This is a genomic window from Akkermansia sp. BCRC 18949 (genome assembly GCF_045011645.1).
GTDB classification, from domain to species: domain Bacteria; phylum Verrucomicrobiota; class Verrucomicrobiia; order Verrucomicrobiales; family Akkermansiaceae; genus Akkermansia; species Akkermansia massiliensis.
Genome location: NZ_CP123619.1, coordinates 1,176,038 through 1,191,824 on the forward strand (window position 1 = coordinate 1,176,038; position 15,787 = coordinate 1,191,824).

The following is a 15,787-nucleotide window of genomic DNA, read 5'->3' on the forward strand; positions in this document are numbered from 1 at the left end:
TCAGGTCAGGATATTCCGTACTTGTCGGCGTAGCCTCTCCGTTCAAAAAGGACGTCTCCGTCCCTGATGGTCCGGGGGCCTCCCAGAAGCACCAGCGTGGACATGTCCACGTCCTCCAGCGGGAATTCGTCCAGCGTCCCCACCCATTTCCGTTGGGCCGGGCGCCCCGCGTGCTTCACGTAGGCGCAGAGGGTTTTCCCCCCGCGTTGGTTCCGGAAGATGCGCAGGGCCTCCTCCAGCAGATGGCGGCGTTTGCGTCCGGCGGGGTTGTAAAGGACCACGGGCAGCGCCGTTCCGGCGCTTTGCTCCAGGTTGGCACGGATTTCCTCCGCAGGGACCAGCAGGTCGGACAGGCTGAGCAGGCAGAAGCCGTTCTGGAGGGGCGCCCCCAGCGCGGAGGCGGAAATGCTGGCCGCCGTAATTCCCGGGAGCACTTCAATGCGGACCGGGGAAAAGCGTTCGTTTTCCTTCCTCATTTCGTAGAGCAGCCCGGCCATGGCCAGGATGCCCGGGTCACCGGAGCAGACCATGCAGACATTTTCCCCGTTCAGAGCCGCTTCCAGCGCGGCCGTGCACCGCGGCACTTCCCCCATCATCCCGGTCTGGATCATCTTTTTCCCGTGGATGCGTTCCCGGATGAAATCCAGGTATTTGGTGTAGCCGGCTATGCAGGTGCATTGCTCCATGGCTGCCGCCGCTTCCGGCGTAAGCTGGCCCGGAGACCCGGACCCCAGCCCGATGACGATGACATTTCCGGCTCCTTGACGGGCCTTGTTCCGGCTGCCGTGAGGGCACGTTGCCAGGGCCAGCGTGACGTCCCCGCCGCAAACGGTTTTAGGAGTGCTGATTTTACCCCCGGAGGCCAGAATGGCGGAAGCCTCGGAAACGGAATGAGTCCCCGTTTTTTCAAAGACGGCGTCTGACGGCGTGGGAATTTCCACCGCGTCCAGCTCGGCTGGCTCAAAGACATGGAAAGGCACATTCCATGTTGCGGCCAGGGCCAGGATGGCCGGTTCCTGCTCCTTGAGCGTGCAGGAGGCAAGGGCTTTGATACGGGACCGGGAGATTCCCTGCCGGGCAAGAAAGCCTTCCGCGTATTGCTGCAGCAGCCCGGGTTCCGTTCCTTTTTTGCAGCCTATTCCAAGCACGAAGGAGGATGACTGAATAAGCAGGGCGGCAGCTCCCCCCGCAGATTCCGGGGGCTCTTCATCCCAATAGACGGCGGGAACGTGCGGTTTTTCCGCGGCTTCCGCTCCATCCGCCCGCGCCGGAATGACCTGGGGACAGTCCTGCCAGTACCGTTCGTGGATTTCCTGCGGACCGTGAAAAGATACGGTGTCTCCGGCAAGCAGGGCCGCATTCAGGTTTTTGATGGCGTCCGGGTTGAGAACGCAGGCCTTTTCCCTGGCCGCCGCTTCGTCAAAGGCGGTGATTCCCCGCGTGTCCGTGGCGGTGGTGATGACGGCCTCCCCGCCGCTGATGCGGGCCAGCCTGCGCGCCAGGCGGTTGCCGCCGCCCAGGTGGCCGGAAAGCAGGGGAATGAGGTGGGAGCCGGACTCCGAACAGCAGACTACCGCCGGGTCCGTGGCCTTGTCCCGGAGCAGGGGAGCCGTTTTCCTGACGGCAATTCCCGTGGCTCCGATGAAAACGTGCGCGTCAAACAGGTTCCACTGCCGGGCAAGCAACGGGTCGAAGTCCTCCGGGGCAACCCGCGTGACTCCTTCCGTTTCCCCGGCCCTGCCTACGGAATGGATGACGGCTTTCCCCAGGGACTGGGAAATCTCCTGCGCCTTGCGGACTCCTTTTTCCGTGAAAGCGTAAAACGCGCAGCTTCCGTCGAACCGTTCGTCTTTCTTCTCATTCCGGTAGCCGTGGCTGAACTGGCCGTGGTAGAGCAGGGACTGCCCGCAGCCGTGCGCGCCGATGGCGTCTCCCACCAGAATGAGGGCCTGCCTGCCGATGCCCGCGCGGGCCGCTTCCGCGGCAATGGTGGACAGCGTGCCGCGGATGATTTTTTCATCCGGCCAGGTGGCGCGGTACACCACCGCCGCCGCCGTATCGGGGGATTTCCCGGCGGAGACCAGCCGTGCGGCCAGTTCGTCCAGCTTGCCCGCGCTGAGGAAGAACGCCAGCGTGGCTCCCGTCCCGGCAAAGGCCTCGCAGGCCTCCCCGGAGGGCATGGGCGTTCTTCCCGGGGTGCGCGTCAGCACCAGGCTCTGGGCGAGTCCCGGATAGGTCAGTTCCGTGCGCAGGGCCGCCGCCGCCGCAAAAACGCTGCTGACTCCCGGCACCACAATGGATTCAATGCCCTTCTTGTCAAGCAGGTCGAATTGCTCCGCGATGGCTCCGTACATGGAGGGGTCCCCCGTGTGGAGGCGCACCACTTTTTTTCCTTCCAGCACGCCCCGGGCCATCACTTCCACCTGTTCCTCCAGGTTCATTCTGGCGCTGTCATGAAGTTCCGCCTCCGGGCGGCAGCGCTTGAGGTGCCCCGGATTGACCAGGGAGCCGGCGTAGACGACCACGTCCGCCTCCTTCAGGAGGGCGGCGCCTCGTTCTGTAATCAGGTCTTCGGCTCCGGGGCCGGCTCCTATGAAGTGGATGGGAAAACGGGCGGTATTCATGCGCGGGAATAGGTAAAAAGGGTGATGCGGTTGCCGTGCCGCAGATGGTGGTAGGTTCCGGCAATGGGAGATTCGGAGGCGATGTCCAGGGAGAACATCCCCGTGCGTGCGGCGGCGTTCCAGCCGTAAAGCAGGTGCTCGCTTTCCGTGGTTACGGCGGAGGCTACCAGAAGGCCGCCGGGGTTCAGGGCGTCAAAACAGGCCTGCATGATGGATTCAAGGGCGGCGCCCCCGCCTCCCAGGAAAACGCGGTCGGGTGCGGGCAGGGCAGCCAGGGCTTCCGGCGCTTCTCCCTGCATGCAGGCGTAATTCACGCACCCCAGCTTCCGGCAGTTCCGGCGGATCAGTTCCAGGCGGGACGCCTGCCGTTCCAGCCCGTACACGGAAAGCCCGGGGCGCAGGGCGGCGGCTTCCAGGCCGATGGAGCCGCTTCCGGCTCCCACGTCCCACAGCACGCCCCAGGCAGGGAGGCGCAGCTTGGACAGGATGACGGCGCGCACTTCCTCCGCGGTAATCAGGTTGTTCTCCTTTTCATAAAAATCCGCCGGCAGTCCCAGCGGCAGAATGGGGGCGGCTCCGGAACGTTCGTCCGGCAGCAGCAGGAGCATGGAGGTGGGGGCGCATTCCTCCCGGGCCAGTTCTGCCAGGGTTCCTTGCAGAATGCGCTCGTCAGCCATTCCCAGGCATTGGGCCGCCACGGCGGAACGCCCCGCCGCTGACGGATGGAACTCCATGGCCGCCGCGGCCAGGCGGCAGGCGGTGAAGGGATGGCCACCGTAGATGACGGCGAGCGGCTGGGCCAGATTTTCCCCCCACGGAATATATTCCGTGCTGTGCGCGCTGAAGCAGCGTGCGCGGTCCCACGCCATGCCCAGGCGGTGGAACAGGGCCTGGAAGGACGTGGGGGCGGGGACGAATTCCAGCCGGTCTCCGTCACAAGCCAGGGATTGGAGCGTGCCGCCCATGCCGTGGAACAGGGCGTCTCCGGAGGCCAGCACCACCACGTTGTTGCCGTGCCGTGCTTCTTCCAGGGCTTCCCGCGCCTGTTCCCGCGCGTTTTTGCCGATGGGGATGCGCCGGGCGTCGGAAGGGGGACAGGCTTCCAGCAGGGCGGAGGAGGCGTAAATGCTCTGTGCCTCTGCCAGTTTGCCAAGCAGGGCCGGGGACGGTTGAAGCGGACCTGTGCCGCAGGAAAAAACAGTCAGGGGTGGCATGGAGGTATGTCGAGAAGGAGGTTGCCGGAAAAGCCGGAAATCAGGAAACGGACGGGAAGGCCGGGCACGTGGCGCTGGAACTGGCGCTGCGCTTCCGCGGCGAGGTCGCGGTAAATGGAAAGGTGGGCCTCTTCCGGCGTCAGGGCGAGCGCCTGGCGGACGGAAGAACAGGCCAGGATGCCCCGGCGCGCTTCCCCGGAAAGCGGCGCATGGCGTTCCGCCGTGCGGAGAAAGAGCGGCATGTCCTGGGCCACCTTGTGGGCGTGGGTGTTGGCAAATCCGGCGGCGTACTTGCAGAGCTTGCCCGGCATGCAGGCCACTACGGCTTCCGTCATGCCCTGTTCACCTGCGCTCTGAAGGCTTTCCGCAATGAAATCCCCAATGCAGATGAAGGAAATGGAGGGGTATTCCGGCAGAAGGGTCTTCGCCAGCGCGGCGGTGCGCCCCCCGGTGCAGAACACGGCCTTCCTGAAGCCGGAAAGCCGGGTAGAGCGCACGCAGATGCGGATGGTGGCGATGTAGGCTTCATGGCTGTACGGGCGAACGATGCCGCTGGTGCCCAGAATGGAGATGCCCCCCACCACGCCAAGCAGGGGATTGAGCGTTTTCCCGGCGAGCTTTTCCCCGTCCCGCACGGAGATTTCCGCCAGCCAGCACCCTTCCCGCATGCCGGCGCGTGCCAGGTTGTCCGCAATCATGCGCCGCGGTCCGTGGTTGATGGCCCATTTGTGCTGCTCGCAGTCCAGGCCCGGCAGCGTGCACAGGCCTATGCCTCCGCCGGAGCGCAGGATGAGGAGGGCCCGGCCAATGGGCAGGAGATAATCTTCCCGGGCGGCCTGCTCCGGCACGGCTGCGCTTACGCGCGCTTCCAGCACGGCTCCATGGGTGCAGTCCGGGTCGTCCCCGCCGTCCTTGACGATGCGGGCGAACCCCGGCGCGCAGTCTGCCAGCGGAAGCGTTCTCGTCTCCCCGTCCGGGAAAAGCAGGGGAAGCGGTCCGTTGATTTCTTCCCCGTTCAGCGTTTTCCATGCGGCCGTGATGGCGGCGGCGGCATTGGCTCCTGTGGAAAATCCTTTCCGGAGCGGCTGGCGGAGGGGGGCGGACATGGATGGGGGACGGCTTTTTGGAATGCGGAAAACTTAGGAGGCGGGCAGGTTTTCCAGAATGGCGTGCAGGGTGGTCACGGCCAGGGCGCTCCCGCCGCGCCGCCCGTCCAGGACAATCTGCGGGACGGGGCACGTTCCGGTCAGCAGCTTGGATTCCACGACGTTGACGAAGCCCACCGGCATGCCTACGATCAGGGCGGGCCTGATGCCTTCCTCCAGCGCGTACCGGGCGATGCGGGCCAGGGAAAGGGGAGCGTTCCCGATGAGGACGATGGCTCCGTCCAGGATGGGGCGCGCTTTTTCCGCGGCGCAGATGGCGCGCGTCCTGCCTGTGGATTTGGCCTGTTCCGCAATGTCGGCATCGGAAATATGGCAGTGGATGTCCTCCCGTGCGTAGCCGGGATGGGCGCGCCTCAGCCGTTCCACGGAAAGTCCGGCGCGGATCATGTTGGAATCGCAAAAGATGGGGCAGTGCCTGCGGAGCGCCTCCAGGGCGGAGGGAATGGGATCATGGCGGAACGCCAGCCCCTCGCCGATGGAAAGGTCCGCCGTGGTGTGGATGAGCCGCCGCATGACCTTCCATTCGGCAGGCGGCAGCTCTTCCCAGCCGTAGAACTCCCGTTCAATGGCGGCAAAGCTCTCCGCCTCAATGGCGGCGGGGGGCATGTCCCAGCGGATGTTAAATTCAGAGGTCATGAGAAGTCAGTGGGTATAGTGGATGAAAAGTCCCGTCAGGGCAATAAGAAGGATGGCCCCGATCATGCGGGAAAGCTGCATGACCACCACGATGGTCAGGGCGTCCCGCGTGGGGAAGATGCCCATGGCGGAGGGAAGGTTGCGCCGCAGGGCGCGGATGGGGTTGCCGATGGCGCTGGCTACCAGCATGGCCAGCAGAATCTGGGAGGAGGTGACCATGCCGTGGCTGCGGAGGTTGGCGGCCACCCCTGCGGCCTGGACCAGGCCGCCCATCTGCGCGGCGACGATGCTCATGAGCTCCGCGGGAAAAATGCGGTTCACCCAGTCCGGCACATGTTCCTCCCACCAGGAAAACAGGCCGTTTTTCATCAGCCATTCCACGCCGATCATCAGGGGGACCGTCAGGCAGAGCATCCGGAAAACAAGCGCCAGCACCCGCAGGCACGTCTGGCGCAGGGATGTGCGCCATTCCGGGGAGGCGTGCCCTGCGGCGGCCACGGCGCCGGCATTCCCGGAATCCGGCGCGGCGGCGGGGCTCTTCCTGCGGTGGAGGAACAGCACGGCCGCTATGAACAGGAAGCCGAAGCCCATCTGCCACCCGAAGTAGCAGATGGCGGGCAGCCCCACCGCGCCGATGACCGGATACGCCACCCGCAGGGAGTGGGAGACGTAGGAAAGGTAGCTGTTCACCATGCCGCCCGCAATCAGGTTGGAATGAGTAATTTTGCCTTCCGCGTGGCTGCTCACCAGCATGCCGTTGGCGGCGGCATTGGAATAAAGCGCCGTGGGGATGGACAGGCTGATGATTTCCGGCAGGTGGGCCCAGCGGGCCAGTCCGCCGAACAGCTTGCCCAGGGCAAGATGCCAGCGGAAGATTTCAGCAATGCCGCCGATGAAGGCCGCCACGGCCACCAGGCCGATCAGGCTGCCAATCTGAGGAAGGCGCGCCAGAATTTTTCCCGCGCCTGTCTCCGGAACCTGGGTGTTCCGGGAATGATGGCTCTTTTTGGGCGGCGGGGCAGGGCTGGAAGCGGCGGCTTCCGTCTTTTCCCCTCCCGCCTGCGTTTCCCGGGTGGATTCCCCGGCAGGCTTCATGGCTGTGCGGGCTTTTCCCGATCCCCCGGCGCCCATGCCGGCGGGCATGTGGACCACCATGACTCCGGAGGCTGCCAGGGCCAGCGCCAGCCAGAGCCAGCGGAGGGGCCGGCGCCAGGGATAGGTGCGGGAGTGCCTGGTGCCGTTCATGCCTTCTTGACGAACATCAGGGAAAGGTATTCTTCCGGCCTTGCGTCAATGACGTGGATGTCGTCCGTAATAAACTCGTCGGGCATGCCGAGCCTTTCCCCGTAAATGACGCGGATGTCCTTTTCCCGCCGGATGCGCTCCATCAGGCGCGCGCGGCTGCGGTAGGTCTTCATGAGAACGGTGGTGGTTCCGGGCGGGAACTCCAGGGAATCCGCCATCTCCGGCTTGAAGGCGGGAATGACCCGGAGCCGTTCCCCGTTTTCCACCAGTATTTGGCGGCTGCGGGCCGCCAGGGTGCAGAAGGAGGTGACGCCCGGCACCACTTCCGCGTGCAGGCCGGGATTCCGGCTGAGCAGGAGGCTCAGAATATAGCCGAAGGTGCTGTAGGTCATGGCGTCTCCCAGCGTGGCAAAGGCGCAGTCCAGGCCGCGGGAAAGAACTCCCTCAATAATGGCCGTATTCTTTTCAATCTGCTCCTGCCTGGTTCTCGCGTCGCGGGACATGCTGAAAACCAGCTTGCGGAACTCTGCCTTCACGCCGCCCACGGAACGCACCACCGCTTCGGAAATGCTGAAATCGCTGTTGGGTCCGGTCACCGTAAACACCACGTCCACGGAGCGGAAGACGTTGACGGCCTTGAGCGTGAGGTATTCCGGATTTCCGGGGCCGATGCCTACCCCGTAGAACTTTCCAGGGCTGGCCATGTCAATGCGCTTGTTTGGGGATCATGAGGTCGTCCTCCGTGGTCCGGGCATGGCGGGAAAAAACGGCGCGGATGCCCGGGTTTTCCCCCAGCCCACGCAGGTGGGTCTTGACGGTGAAGCCCTCCTTCCTGAGCATGGAAGCCCAGGAATCCTCCTCATCCCCGCCCAGGTCGTTCTTGGCGTGGTCTCCGGCCACCAGCATGAAGGGGGCCAGCCAGACGGTCTTGGCGCCGGACTTTTTAAGCTGTTCCAGAATGGGGGCCACCCCCCGCGTTCCTTCCACGGTGGCGAAAAACGCCAGGCTGTCTCGGTCGTTCAGCTCGCGGGCGAAGTCGGAAAGCACCATGTCGCAGCGTCCTTCCTGCTGGCCGTGCCCCATGAGCAGGATGGCTTCATCCTTCTTCCGTTCCGCGGGGAAATGCTCCAGAAGGGCCGTGATGGCCTCGTTCCTGTCCCGTTCGCTTTCCAGCAGGGGGCGGCCGATGAACACGTGGTCAAAGCTGTCCGGATGGCGCGCCAGGAAACTGACGATCTGCCTCTCCATCCGGGAAAACTCCTCGCCGGGGGCGATGTGGAGGGACTGGACGCGCAATGTGCGTATGCCTTTGCGGGCCATCTGTTCCAGATTTTCCTCCACGGAGGGAACGGGGGTTCCGCGTCCGGCAAGCTTCTTGCGGATAATGCTTGAAGTGTAGCTCCACTTCAGGCGGTCCGGGGCATAATGGGCCAGCATGTCCTTCTCCAGCTCCTTGTAGGAGACGGTAGCGTCCTGGTGGCTGGTCCCGAAGGCCACGAGAAGAAGCCCTTCCTGCCGTGACGGCGCCGCCTGTTCCGCCGGGGCGGGGGACGCTTCCTCCCTGCATGGGGCGGCGGAAAGCACGGGCAGGGAAAACAGGGTGAGTCCTGCAAGAAAAACGGAGGAAAGGGGCAGGAATGCCCCCGGCACGTAAGAGGATGCTTCAATCATGCGTTGATGAGGTATGGTGAACCGAAGCAAGGATATTCGGACTCCGGGTCTCCAACCTCCCCCTCGCCTTCACCCTCCGGAATGGGAGGACTGGCTGACCGGAACGCTGGCGGAAAAGCGTTCCTTGAGGGTTTGTAACCCGATACCGCAGCGCGACTGTTTCCGGTTCTCACGGAATTCCCCGTTGCTTCGGCGTGTTTAATGGCGTTTTTAGCCGTCACTGTCAATGTTTATTAGAACGCCGCCGAATTTCCGGAGGCTGGGAAAAAATGTGCGTGGACGGGTAAAAACCGCCTTTTGGCCGTTCCTGCGCCTGCTCTTGGAAAAAATGCAGGGTTCCGGATGCGGAAGCGGTGGAAGACGGGGCATTCCGGGGTGCAGAAATCCCGGCGGAAAAGAGAGGGAGGAAGCGGCCCATTCCGTACCGTGCCGGGGCTTTCCAATCCGGTGGGCCGCAGGCCGGAGTTTGCTGCTTGCAGAAGGCGGGGCAGGTATGAGAACATGGAGCATGGCTTCTTCCCCGAATGTTGTAGAATATATCTGTTTCCAGCTCCGGCATGCCGGGGACATTTCCTTCAAAAAAATGTTTGGGGAATACGGCCTGTACTGTGACCGGAAATATTTCGGCCTGGTATGTGACAACCAATTATTTGTCAAAATCACGGAGCCGGGCCTGAAGCTGCTTCCGCAGCAGGAGCAGGGCAGTCCCTATCCCGGCGCCAGGCCGCATTTCCTGATGACGGAACTGGACGATGACCGGACTCTCTCCTCCTTTGTCCGGGCAACCTGTTCCGTTCTCTCCGCTCCGGATGTCTTATCCGGGAAGAAGAAAAAAGCTTCCGGAGAAAAAAGAAACAGGCGTCCGTTAACGCCTGTTTGTTCCGGATGAAATGCCGTTCGGCTGAAAGGCTTATTTATCTTCCGGAGCCTCTGGCACAGCCAGGGAAGAAAGGCTCTTTTTCAGATTGCCCGCAACGGTCTGCGTGGCTTCATTGTCGGACTCCGCGAATTTGTCCACGGCCTGCGTCAGGGATTTGAGGTCGGATTCGGAAACCTTTCTCCCTTTCGCCTTGCGCTGCTCCAGGGCGGAAATCTTCTTGTTGAGGTCGGCCAGCTTCGGCAGGTCCTTGTTCGCCTTCAGAGTCGCCAGCGGTTCGTCAAACTCCTTGACGGAGGGGACCGCCGTCTTGAGGCGCGTGATGGCCGTCACCGCTTCCAGCGGGTTGGACTGGATCTGGGCCTGCACCATGTCCTTGGCGTCTCCCAGCCATTCGTCAAAAGCGGCGCAGACGGCCTGGGCCTCCTCGTCATCTGTTTTCTTCCGCAGGGGCGTGATCTTGGACTCGATGTTGCTGCCGTTGGAAACGACTGTCTTGGCCAGGGACTTGTACTTGTCCAGCTCCACGCCTTCCAGGATGGGAAGGCCGCGTTCCACCTTCATCACCTCCTTTTTCACCAGGTCGTAAAGCTGGGTGGGATGCCCCTTGGCCACCACCTTTCCGTTGGCCCCGATCAGCACCGCATGCGGCAGGCCTCCCGGGCAGGAGGCCGCCGGAATATCCAGCCCCTGATAGACGGGGAAGGTAATCTTCTTTTCCTCCAGGAACTGCTTCACCCTGGGGGTCAGCCCCTGGCGGTGGCTGCCAACCACGGTGAAACCCTTGGACTGGAATTTGTCCTGTAATTCCTGCAAATGCGGCATGCTGGCGATGCAGGGAGGGCAGTTGATGCCCCAGTATTCAAAAAACACCACCTTCCCCTTCAGGTCGGAAGCCTTGATTCTCGGCCCGTGGAGGTGGCTGCCTTCGTCAAAGGATGGGTAGGTGACTTTGGCGCCGTTCCCGTTGTCCGCCGCGTGGAGGAAAGCCGGGGCCGTCATGGCGGCAATGGAGCCGGACAGAATGAGGGCAGTAAAGGTTTTCATAGGATGGATGATGCAGAATCCCGCATTGAGTGTCAAGAAGGAAGCTCGCGCCCCGCGCTGCCTTCTCCGGTTGTTTCCTCGGCTGTCCCGCCTGTTCTGTTTCGACGGGCTGTGCACTTCCGGTCCGGGGACGCCCGGCGGCCCGTTCCCGTGGGAAAAACGCTTCAGGCAATATCCAGCCCCATGATGTAATCCGTCATGTAATAGCCGTGGCCTATGTGGAAATCCCCGCGTTCCAGTTCCCGCATGCCCATGCGCTGGTAAAACTCCACCGCGCGGGTGTTGTAGCGGTTGACGTTCAGGCGCATCAGGCACGGTTCCGGATGAATGCTCCTGATGTAGCTGACGGCCTGGCGGAACAGGTAGCTGCCGATGTGCAGGCCCTGGAAACCGGGCAGAACATAAATTTTCTGCAAGTGGAAGACGCCGGGGCCTTCCGGCTGGACGGACAGGTAGCCGCAGTCCTCCCCCTGATGGGAGGCGATGAAATACACGTGCCCTTCCTCCATCTGCTTCTCCAGATTGGCGGGGGAATACATCCAGTCCATCATGAAATCCATCTGCTCCTGGGAAAGGAGGTCCCGGTAAGTGGCCGGAAAAGCCTGGAGGGCCAGTTCATGAATCAGCATGATGTCGTCCTTGGCGGCTTGGCGGAGTGTTGGCATGGCGGGAATATTACACGGAAAAGCCCCGGATGAAAAGGGCCTCTTCCACGTTCCCGGCGGAATTTTCCGTCCATGGCCCACTTTCCCCTCCCTATTCCGCCGGGGACGCCGTATGCTGGATGACACAGGCTTTTTTGACGGAAACCGGGGGGAAATCCTGTCTGTATTGTGAACCCTGCATGCATGCCAAATCATGAGAGAACCCATTCCCATACAACAATGGCTCCCCGCGGGGCCGCTGAGGGACATGGGTGAAAAATATGTGAGCGGCCTTCCGGACGTGGCGCAGAACCCCATCGGCCCGGAATCCCTCATGCACCAGTCCGACCACTCCTGGACGGAATACCTGGTGGCCTACTCTCTGCTGTATCCGTGGGTGGTGATCGCGCTGGGCCTCCTGGGCGGGCTGGCCCTGGGGGCCTACTACCTTTTTTGCCGCCGCCGGGAATACGACCACCGCATTTTCTGCTCCAAATGCGGCACCATGATGTACCCGTGCGGCCTGCACTGCCCCAAGTGCGGCACGCCCAATCCCAAACCCCGCGCCCTGAACTGGATTGGTTATTCCAGGCTGCGCACCGTGATTCCGTCCACCGGGTGGAAAAGGCATGAGGAAGTCCTCCGCAGCTACCGGCGGTGCTTCTACTGCGGCCAGCCGCTCCATGAGCCTACGCTGAACCAGCGCTGCCCCTCCTGCGGAAAGGCGGTGCTCCAGGGGGAACAATCCGTGGACCAGTATGATGCGTATGTTGGGCGCCGCAGGGGCTGGACCTTTGCGGCCGTGGTCGTGCTGGGCATCATTCCCATCCTGGGGCCGCTGCTGGCCTCCTCCCTGTACAAGAGGACGCTCATCAACCCGTATTCCCTGTACATGACCGTATTCAGGGAAAGCTTCCTGATGGTGGTGCTCTTCCTGTGCCGCCATCTGTTCCGCCTGCTGCCGTTCATCGGAATCATCGGCATGCCCGTCCTCTGCGTGACGGAATACCACCTGTACCGGCGCATGTTCCTGTGGAAGACGGAGAAATATGACTTCGGCGAGAAGTAGGGGGGGCCTCCGGGCGGGAGCTTCTTCCCGGGGCGGCCTTTCCGGTGCATCCACGGGAAATGATGGGCTGCGGCATTGACTTGGAATCCGGGCCACGTACCTTTCCCCCATGCAGATGCGTTATGTCCTCTTGCCCTTCCTGGGAGCCCTTTGCCTGGCCCTGGCCGCCTGTTCCGTCACATACGGCAACAAATCCGTGGCGTCCCCGGAAGTATACGGCAGGCTGGCGCCGGGAAAATCCTCCAAGGCGGACGTTTACGACGCGCTGGGCCAGCCCTCCGACGTGGTGACCATGAAAAACGGCGTCTTGTGGACCTACCGCTACCGCAAGGCTAAAAACGACTTCCTGGGCAATATTCCCCTCTTTGGCGTCGGCCTGATTGCCGGAGGGAAAAACGGGGACGTTTATACGGTGCTGGCCCTGTTTGACCGGCGGGGCGTGCTGGCCTCCCGCACGGCGGCGCGGCAGAAGCTGTACACCTCCAATCTGGCCTCCCTGAAACGTTCCCTGGACGTCATGATGGAGGGCGAATCGTCACACCGGCGGGTGGAAACGGAGATGAAAAAAATAGGCAGGCCCTTTGATCCGTCTGCGGCCAAGGATGCGGACCTGCTGGAAAAGTCTCTTGATTAACGGCCTGCGGGCTTTCTCTTCCTTATTGTATCAAGTATGACAAGGAATCGTTTTTTTCTAATGGACTAAACTTACTGCATACAGTAAGTAGGCGGCGTTCCCCAAAGGGAGACGGCAGGGATTCTTCCTGAATTCCTCCGCTCCCGGGGGAGCAAACCCTATAGAAAAATAGAATGAAAATGAAAAGAAAACTGGCATTGGTTCTGGCGAAGGCTTTCTCCGGAAAGTCCGTGCCGGAAAAGAAACGGGAAAAAGAGGTAAAGGCCTCCAGGAAACTGGAAGCATGGCTGAAGGCTTCCAGAATGCGGTCTTTCTAGGAAAGGCACGCTGACGGAAAAGGCGGATTCGGGCGCTGGCCGCCCGGTTCGCGGGGAGGGACGGGGAGAAAAAATTGAGTCTCCCTTTTTTCATCGTACCATAAAACGATGAAGCGCGTGAATGGGACGATGGGGACGGCTGGGTTCTTTGGGACGGAGAGGGAAGGGAGGACAGATGGATGACGGGCGTTTACTGCCTAAGGGAGGCGGCTACAGACGGCTTCTTTCATTCCGCAAGGCCCAAATCATTTACGATTTGACGGTAGCTTTCTGCAGACGCTACTTGAGTCGTGATGCGCGTACTACTGACCAGATGGTGCAGGCGGCGCGTTCCGGCAAGCAGAATATTGCGGAGGGGAGCATGGCTTCCGTCACTTCCCGTGAAACGGAAATCAAGCTGACCAATGTAGCCCGGGCCAGCTTGGAAGAGCTTCTGCTGGACTATGAAGATTATTTGCGTACGCGCGGGTTGAGGCTATGGGATAAGGATTCTCCCGAATCTCTGTTTATGCGGAAGGCCTCCCTGCGGCATGACCATTCGGAATGGTTTTTAAATCTGGCTCATTCCAGAAACGATGAAGTGTTCGCGAATATGGCGGTTTGTCTGATTCATCAGGCCGCTTTTCTCTTGAAAAAACAAATGAATGTACTGGAAGAACGGTTTTTGCAGAAGGGAGGCTTAAGGGAGAGAATGACCCGGCTGCGGAAGCAGAGGAGAAAGTCGGGAAGCTCGTAAAAGCAATTGTCTCACCGGTCTCATTCGTCCCAATGGTCCTCCCGGGCAATTTCCGGGCTGGGTTGCGGGTCAAAAGATATGTCTTCATGACAGTTGCGCCTTGACTACGGCGTTGGAATGTCCGTTCATCTGGGCAGACATGACCATACCCGGAATTCTTGAAGAAAAGTTGTCCGCCGCATTGAAAGCGGTGTTGGGGGAGGAGCTTCCCGCTGATTTTTGCGCCAGTGTGACGCCGTCCGCGGATTTGCGGTTCGGGGACTATCAGAGCAACGCCGCCATGGTGCTTGCCAAGCGGTGCCGCACGAATCCCCGCGCTCTGGCCCAGCAGGTGGTGGACCGGATGGGGCAGGACGGCGTCTGCTCCCTGGAAATCGCCGGGCCCGGCTTCATCAACTTCCGCATCAAGCCGGAATTTTACGCCGCGCGCCTGCTGGCCATGCTGGCGGACGACCGGCTGGGGGTGGAAAAGGTGCAGGACCCCAAAACCATCGTCATTGACTTCTCCGCGCCCAACGTCGCCAAGCCCATGCATGTGGGCCATATCCGCTCCACCATCATCGGTGACGCCCTCTCCCGCGTGGCCCGCTTTGTGGGGCACAACGTGATTACGGACAACCACATCGGGGACTGGGGCACCCAGTTCGGCATGATCCTGTGGGGCTGGAAGAACATTCTGGACGAGCAGGCCCTGGCCGCCAACCCCATTGACGAACTGCTGCGGGTGTACAAGGACGTGAACCTGATGTGCAAGGAAAAGCCGGAACTGCTGGACACCTGCAAGGCGGAGCTGGTGAAGCTCCAGGCCGGGGACGGGGAAAACCTGGCGATCTGGAAGCGCTGCGTGGAAGTCTCCAAATCCGGCCTTTCCAAAATCTACGACCAGCTTGACATCCACTTTGACTACTGGCTGGGGGAAAGCTTTTACAACGACGCCCTGGCTCCGCTGGTGGACGGCATGATCGCCGCCGGAATGGCCCGGGAGAGCGACGGCGCCATCTGCGTGTTTTCCGACGGCTCCGTGCCGCCCAATGAAGACCCCTTCCTCGTGCAGGACAAGGGGGAATGGCGCGCCAACCCCTGCATCATCCGGAAGGCGGACGGCGGCTTCCTGTACGCCACGACGGACCTCGCGACGCTGGACCACCGCATCAGGACGTGGGGGGCGGATTCCATCTGGTACGTGGTGGGCGCACCGCAGGCCCTGCATTTCCGCCAGATATTCTCCGCCCAGCGCCGCCGCGGCATGGACGGGGATTACCGCCACATCGCGTTCGGCTCCATCCTGGGAGACGACCGCAAGCCGTTCAAGACGCGTTCCGGGGACACCGTTTCCCTCCAGGACGTGCTGGATGAAGCCATTGAACGCGCCGCCCGCGTAGTGGAGGAAAAAAGCCCGGACATGCCGGAGGAGGAAAAAAAGCGCGTGGCGGAAGTCGTGGGCATAGGAGCCGTAAAATTTGCGGAGCTCTCCCAGAACCGAATGACGGATTACGTCTTCAACTGGGACAAAATGCTGGCCCTCCAGGGGGACACGGCCCCGTACCTCCAGAACTCCTATGTGCGCGTGCGTTCCATCTTCCGCAAGCTGGACGGCAGCCCGCTGGACTGGTCCGCCCCCATTCAGCTTTCAGAAGATGCGGAAATCCACCTGGCCCGCCTCCTGGCCCGCTACGGGGAAGTGGTGCCGCAGGTGCTGGACGACTGCCGCCCGAACGTGCTGGCCGCCTACCTCTTTGACTTGGCCCGGGCCTTCCACTCCTTCTATGAGGCGTGCCCGGTCCTGAAATCGGAAGGGGCTGTGCGGCACTCCCGCCTGGCCCTGTGCGAGCTGACGGCCCGCACCCTCAAGCACGGGCTGGGCCTGCTGGGCATCCAGCTTCCGGACAGAATGTAACCGTTTCTTC

The 15,787-nt window shown here is 62.0% G+C and carries 15 protein-coding genes and 1 riboswitch; of the genes, 6 read left to right on the forward strand and 9 right to left on the reverse strand.

All coding sequences use genetic code 11. The features are described from left to right. Nucleotides 1-5 precede the first annotated feature (5 nt). The 7 genes from cobM to P8A25_RS04880 are packed head-to-tail and all read right to left on the reverse strand — an operon-like array spanning nt 6 to nt 8,556. On the reverse strand, nt 6-2,624 hold the full coding sequence (gene cobM, locus P8A25_RS04850; protein ID WP_215443776.1) for a precorrin-4 C(11)-methyltransferase: 2,619 nt from the start codon (nt 2,622-2,624) through the stop codon (nt 6-8). Next, the gene (gene cbiT, locus P8A25_RS04855; RefSeq protein WP_404838783.1) at nt 2,621-3,838 is read right to left on the reverse strand and encodes a precorrin-6Y C5,15-methyltransferase (decarboxylating) subunit CbiT; all 1,218 of its coding nucleotides are present in this window, start codon (nt 3,836-3,838) and stop codon (nt 2,621-2,623) included. Before cbiT ends, cobM begins: the two co-directional genes overlap by 4 nt. Next, nucleotides 3,826-4,944, reverse strand: a complete 1,119-nt coding sequence (gene cbiD / locus P8A25_RS04860) for a cobalt-precorrin-5B (C(1))-methyltransferase CbiD (RefSeq protein ID WP_215443779.1) — start codon at nt 4,942-4,944, stop codon at nt 3,826-3,828. Before cbiD ends, cbiT begins: the two co-directional genes overlap by 13 nt. Nucleotides 4,945-4,977: 33 nt before the next feature. Next, on the reverse strand, nt 4,978-5,640 hold the full coding sequence (locus tag P8A25_RS04865) for a precorrin-8X methylmutase (protein WP_215443781.1): 663 nt from the start codon (nt 5,638-5,640) through the stop codon (nt 4,978-4,980). A gap of 6 nt (nt 5,641-5,646) precedes the next feature. Further along, on the reverse strand, nt 5,647-6,885 hold the full coding sequence (locus P8A25_RS04870) for a hypothetical protein (protein WP_215443783.1): 1,239 nt from the start codon (nt 6,883-6,885) through the stop codon (nt 5,647-5,649). Next, nucleotides 6,882-7,589, reverse strand: a complete 708-nt coding sequence (gene cobI, locus P8A25_RS04875) for a precorrin-2 C(20)-methyltransferase (RefSeq protein ID WP_215443784.1) — start codon at nt 7,587-7,589, stop codon at nt 6,882-6,884. Before cobI ends, P8A25_RS04870 begins: the two co-directional genes overlap by 4 nt. Before the next feature lies 1 nt (nt 7,590). After that, on the reverse strand, nt 7,591-8,556 hold the full coding sequence (locus P8A25_RS04880; RefSeq protein ID WP_215443787.1) for a sirohydrochlorin cobaltochelatase: 966 nt from the start codon (nt 8,554-8,556) through the stop codon (nt 7,591-7,593). 9 nt (nt 8,557-8,565) lie between these two features. Next, a riboswitch (cobalamin riboswitch) is annotated at nt 8,566-8,771 on the reverse strand. 278 nt (nt 8,772-9,049) lie between these two features. Between P8A25_RS04880 and P8A25_RS04885 the strand changes: the two genes are divergently transcribed. Then, nucleotides 9,050-9,445, forward strand: a complete 396-nt coding sequence (locus tag P8A25_RS04885) for a TfoX/Sxy family protein (RefSeq protein ID WP_404838784.1) — start codon at nt 9,050-9,052, stop codon at nt 9,443-9,445. A gap of 21 nt (nt 9,446-9,466) precedes the next feature. On the opposite strand, the gene P8A25_RS04890 is transcribed toward P8A25_RS04885, so the two are convergent. Beyond that, on the reverse strand, nt 9,467-10,480 hold the full coding sequence (locus P8A25_RS04890) for a TlpA disulfide reductase family protein (protein WP_102728068.1): 1,014 nt from the start codon (nt 10,478-10,480) through the stop codon (nt 9,467-9,469). Nucleotides 10,481-10,644: 164 nt separating this feature from the next. After that, the gene (locus P8A25_RS04895) at nt 10,645-11,145 is read right to left on the reverse strand and encodes an N-acetyltransferase (protein ID WP_215443791.1); all 501 of its coding nucleotides are present in this window, start codon (nt 11,143-11,145) and stop codon (nt 10,645-10,647) included. Between the two features lie 193 nt (nt 11,146-11,338). Here P8A25_RS04895 and P8A25_RS04900 point away from each other — a divergent pair, with 193 nt between their 5' ends. From P8A25_RS04900 to argS, 5 genes are all read left to right on the forward strand, one after another. Continuing rightward, nucleotides 11,339-12,193, forward strand: coding sequence for a hypothetical protein (locus tag P8A25_RS04900; protein WP_215443793.1), 855 nt, complete (start codon nt 11,339-11,341; stop codon nt 12,191-12,193). 109 nt (nt 12,194-12,302) lie between these two features. Then, entirely contained in the window at nt 12,303-12,827 is a 525-nt protein-coding gene (locus P8A25_RS04905) for a hypothetical protein (protein WP_102721497.1), read from the forward strand. Nucleotides 12,828-13,000: 173 nt separating this feature from the next. After that, a complete protein-coding gene (locus P8A25_RS04910; protein WP_022397401.1) occupies nt 13,001-13,144 on the forward strand; it encodes a hypothetical protein in 144 nt (47 codons plus the stop codon). Between the two features lie 175 nt (nt 13,145-13,319). Next, a complete protein-coding gene (locus P8A25_RS04915) occupies nt 13,320-13,880 on the forward strand; it encodes a four helix bundle suffix domain-containing protein (RefSeq protein ID WP_102729667.1) in 561 nt (186 codons plus the stop codon). Nucleotides 13,881-14,019: 139 nt separating this feature from the next. Next, complete coding sequence (gene argS, locus P8A25_RS04920; RefSeq protein WP_102728238.1) at nt 14,020-15,777, forward strand: arginine--tRNA ligase; 1,758 nt, start codon at nt 14,020-14,022, stop codon at nt 15,775-15,777. Nucleotides 15,778-15,787: the final 10 nt, after the last annotated feature.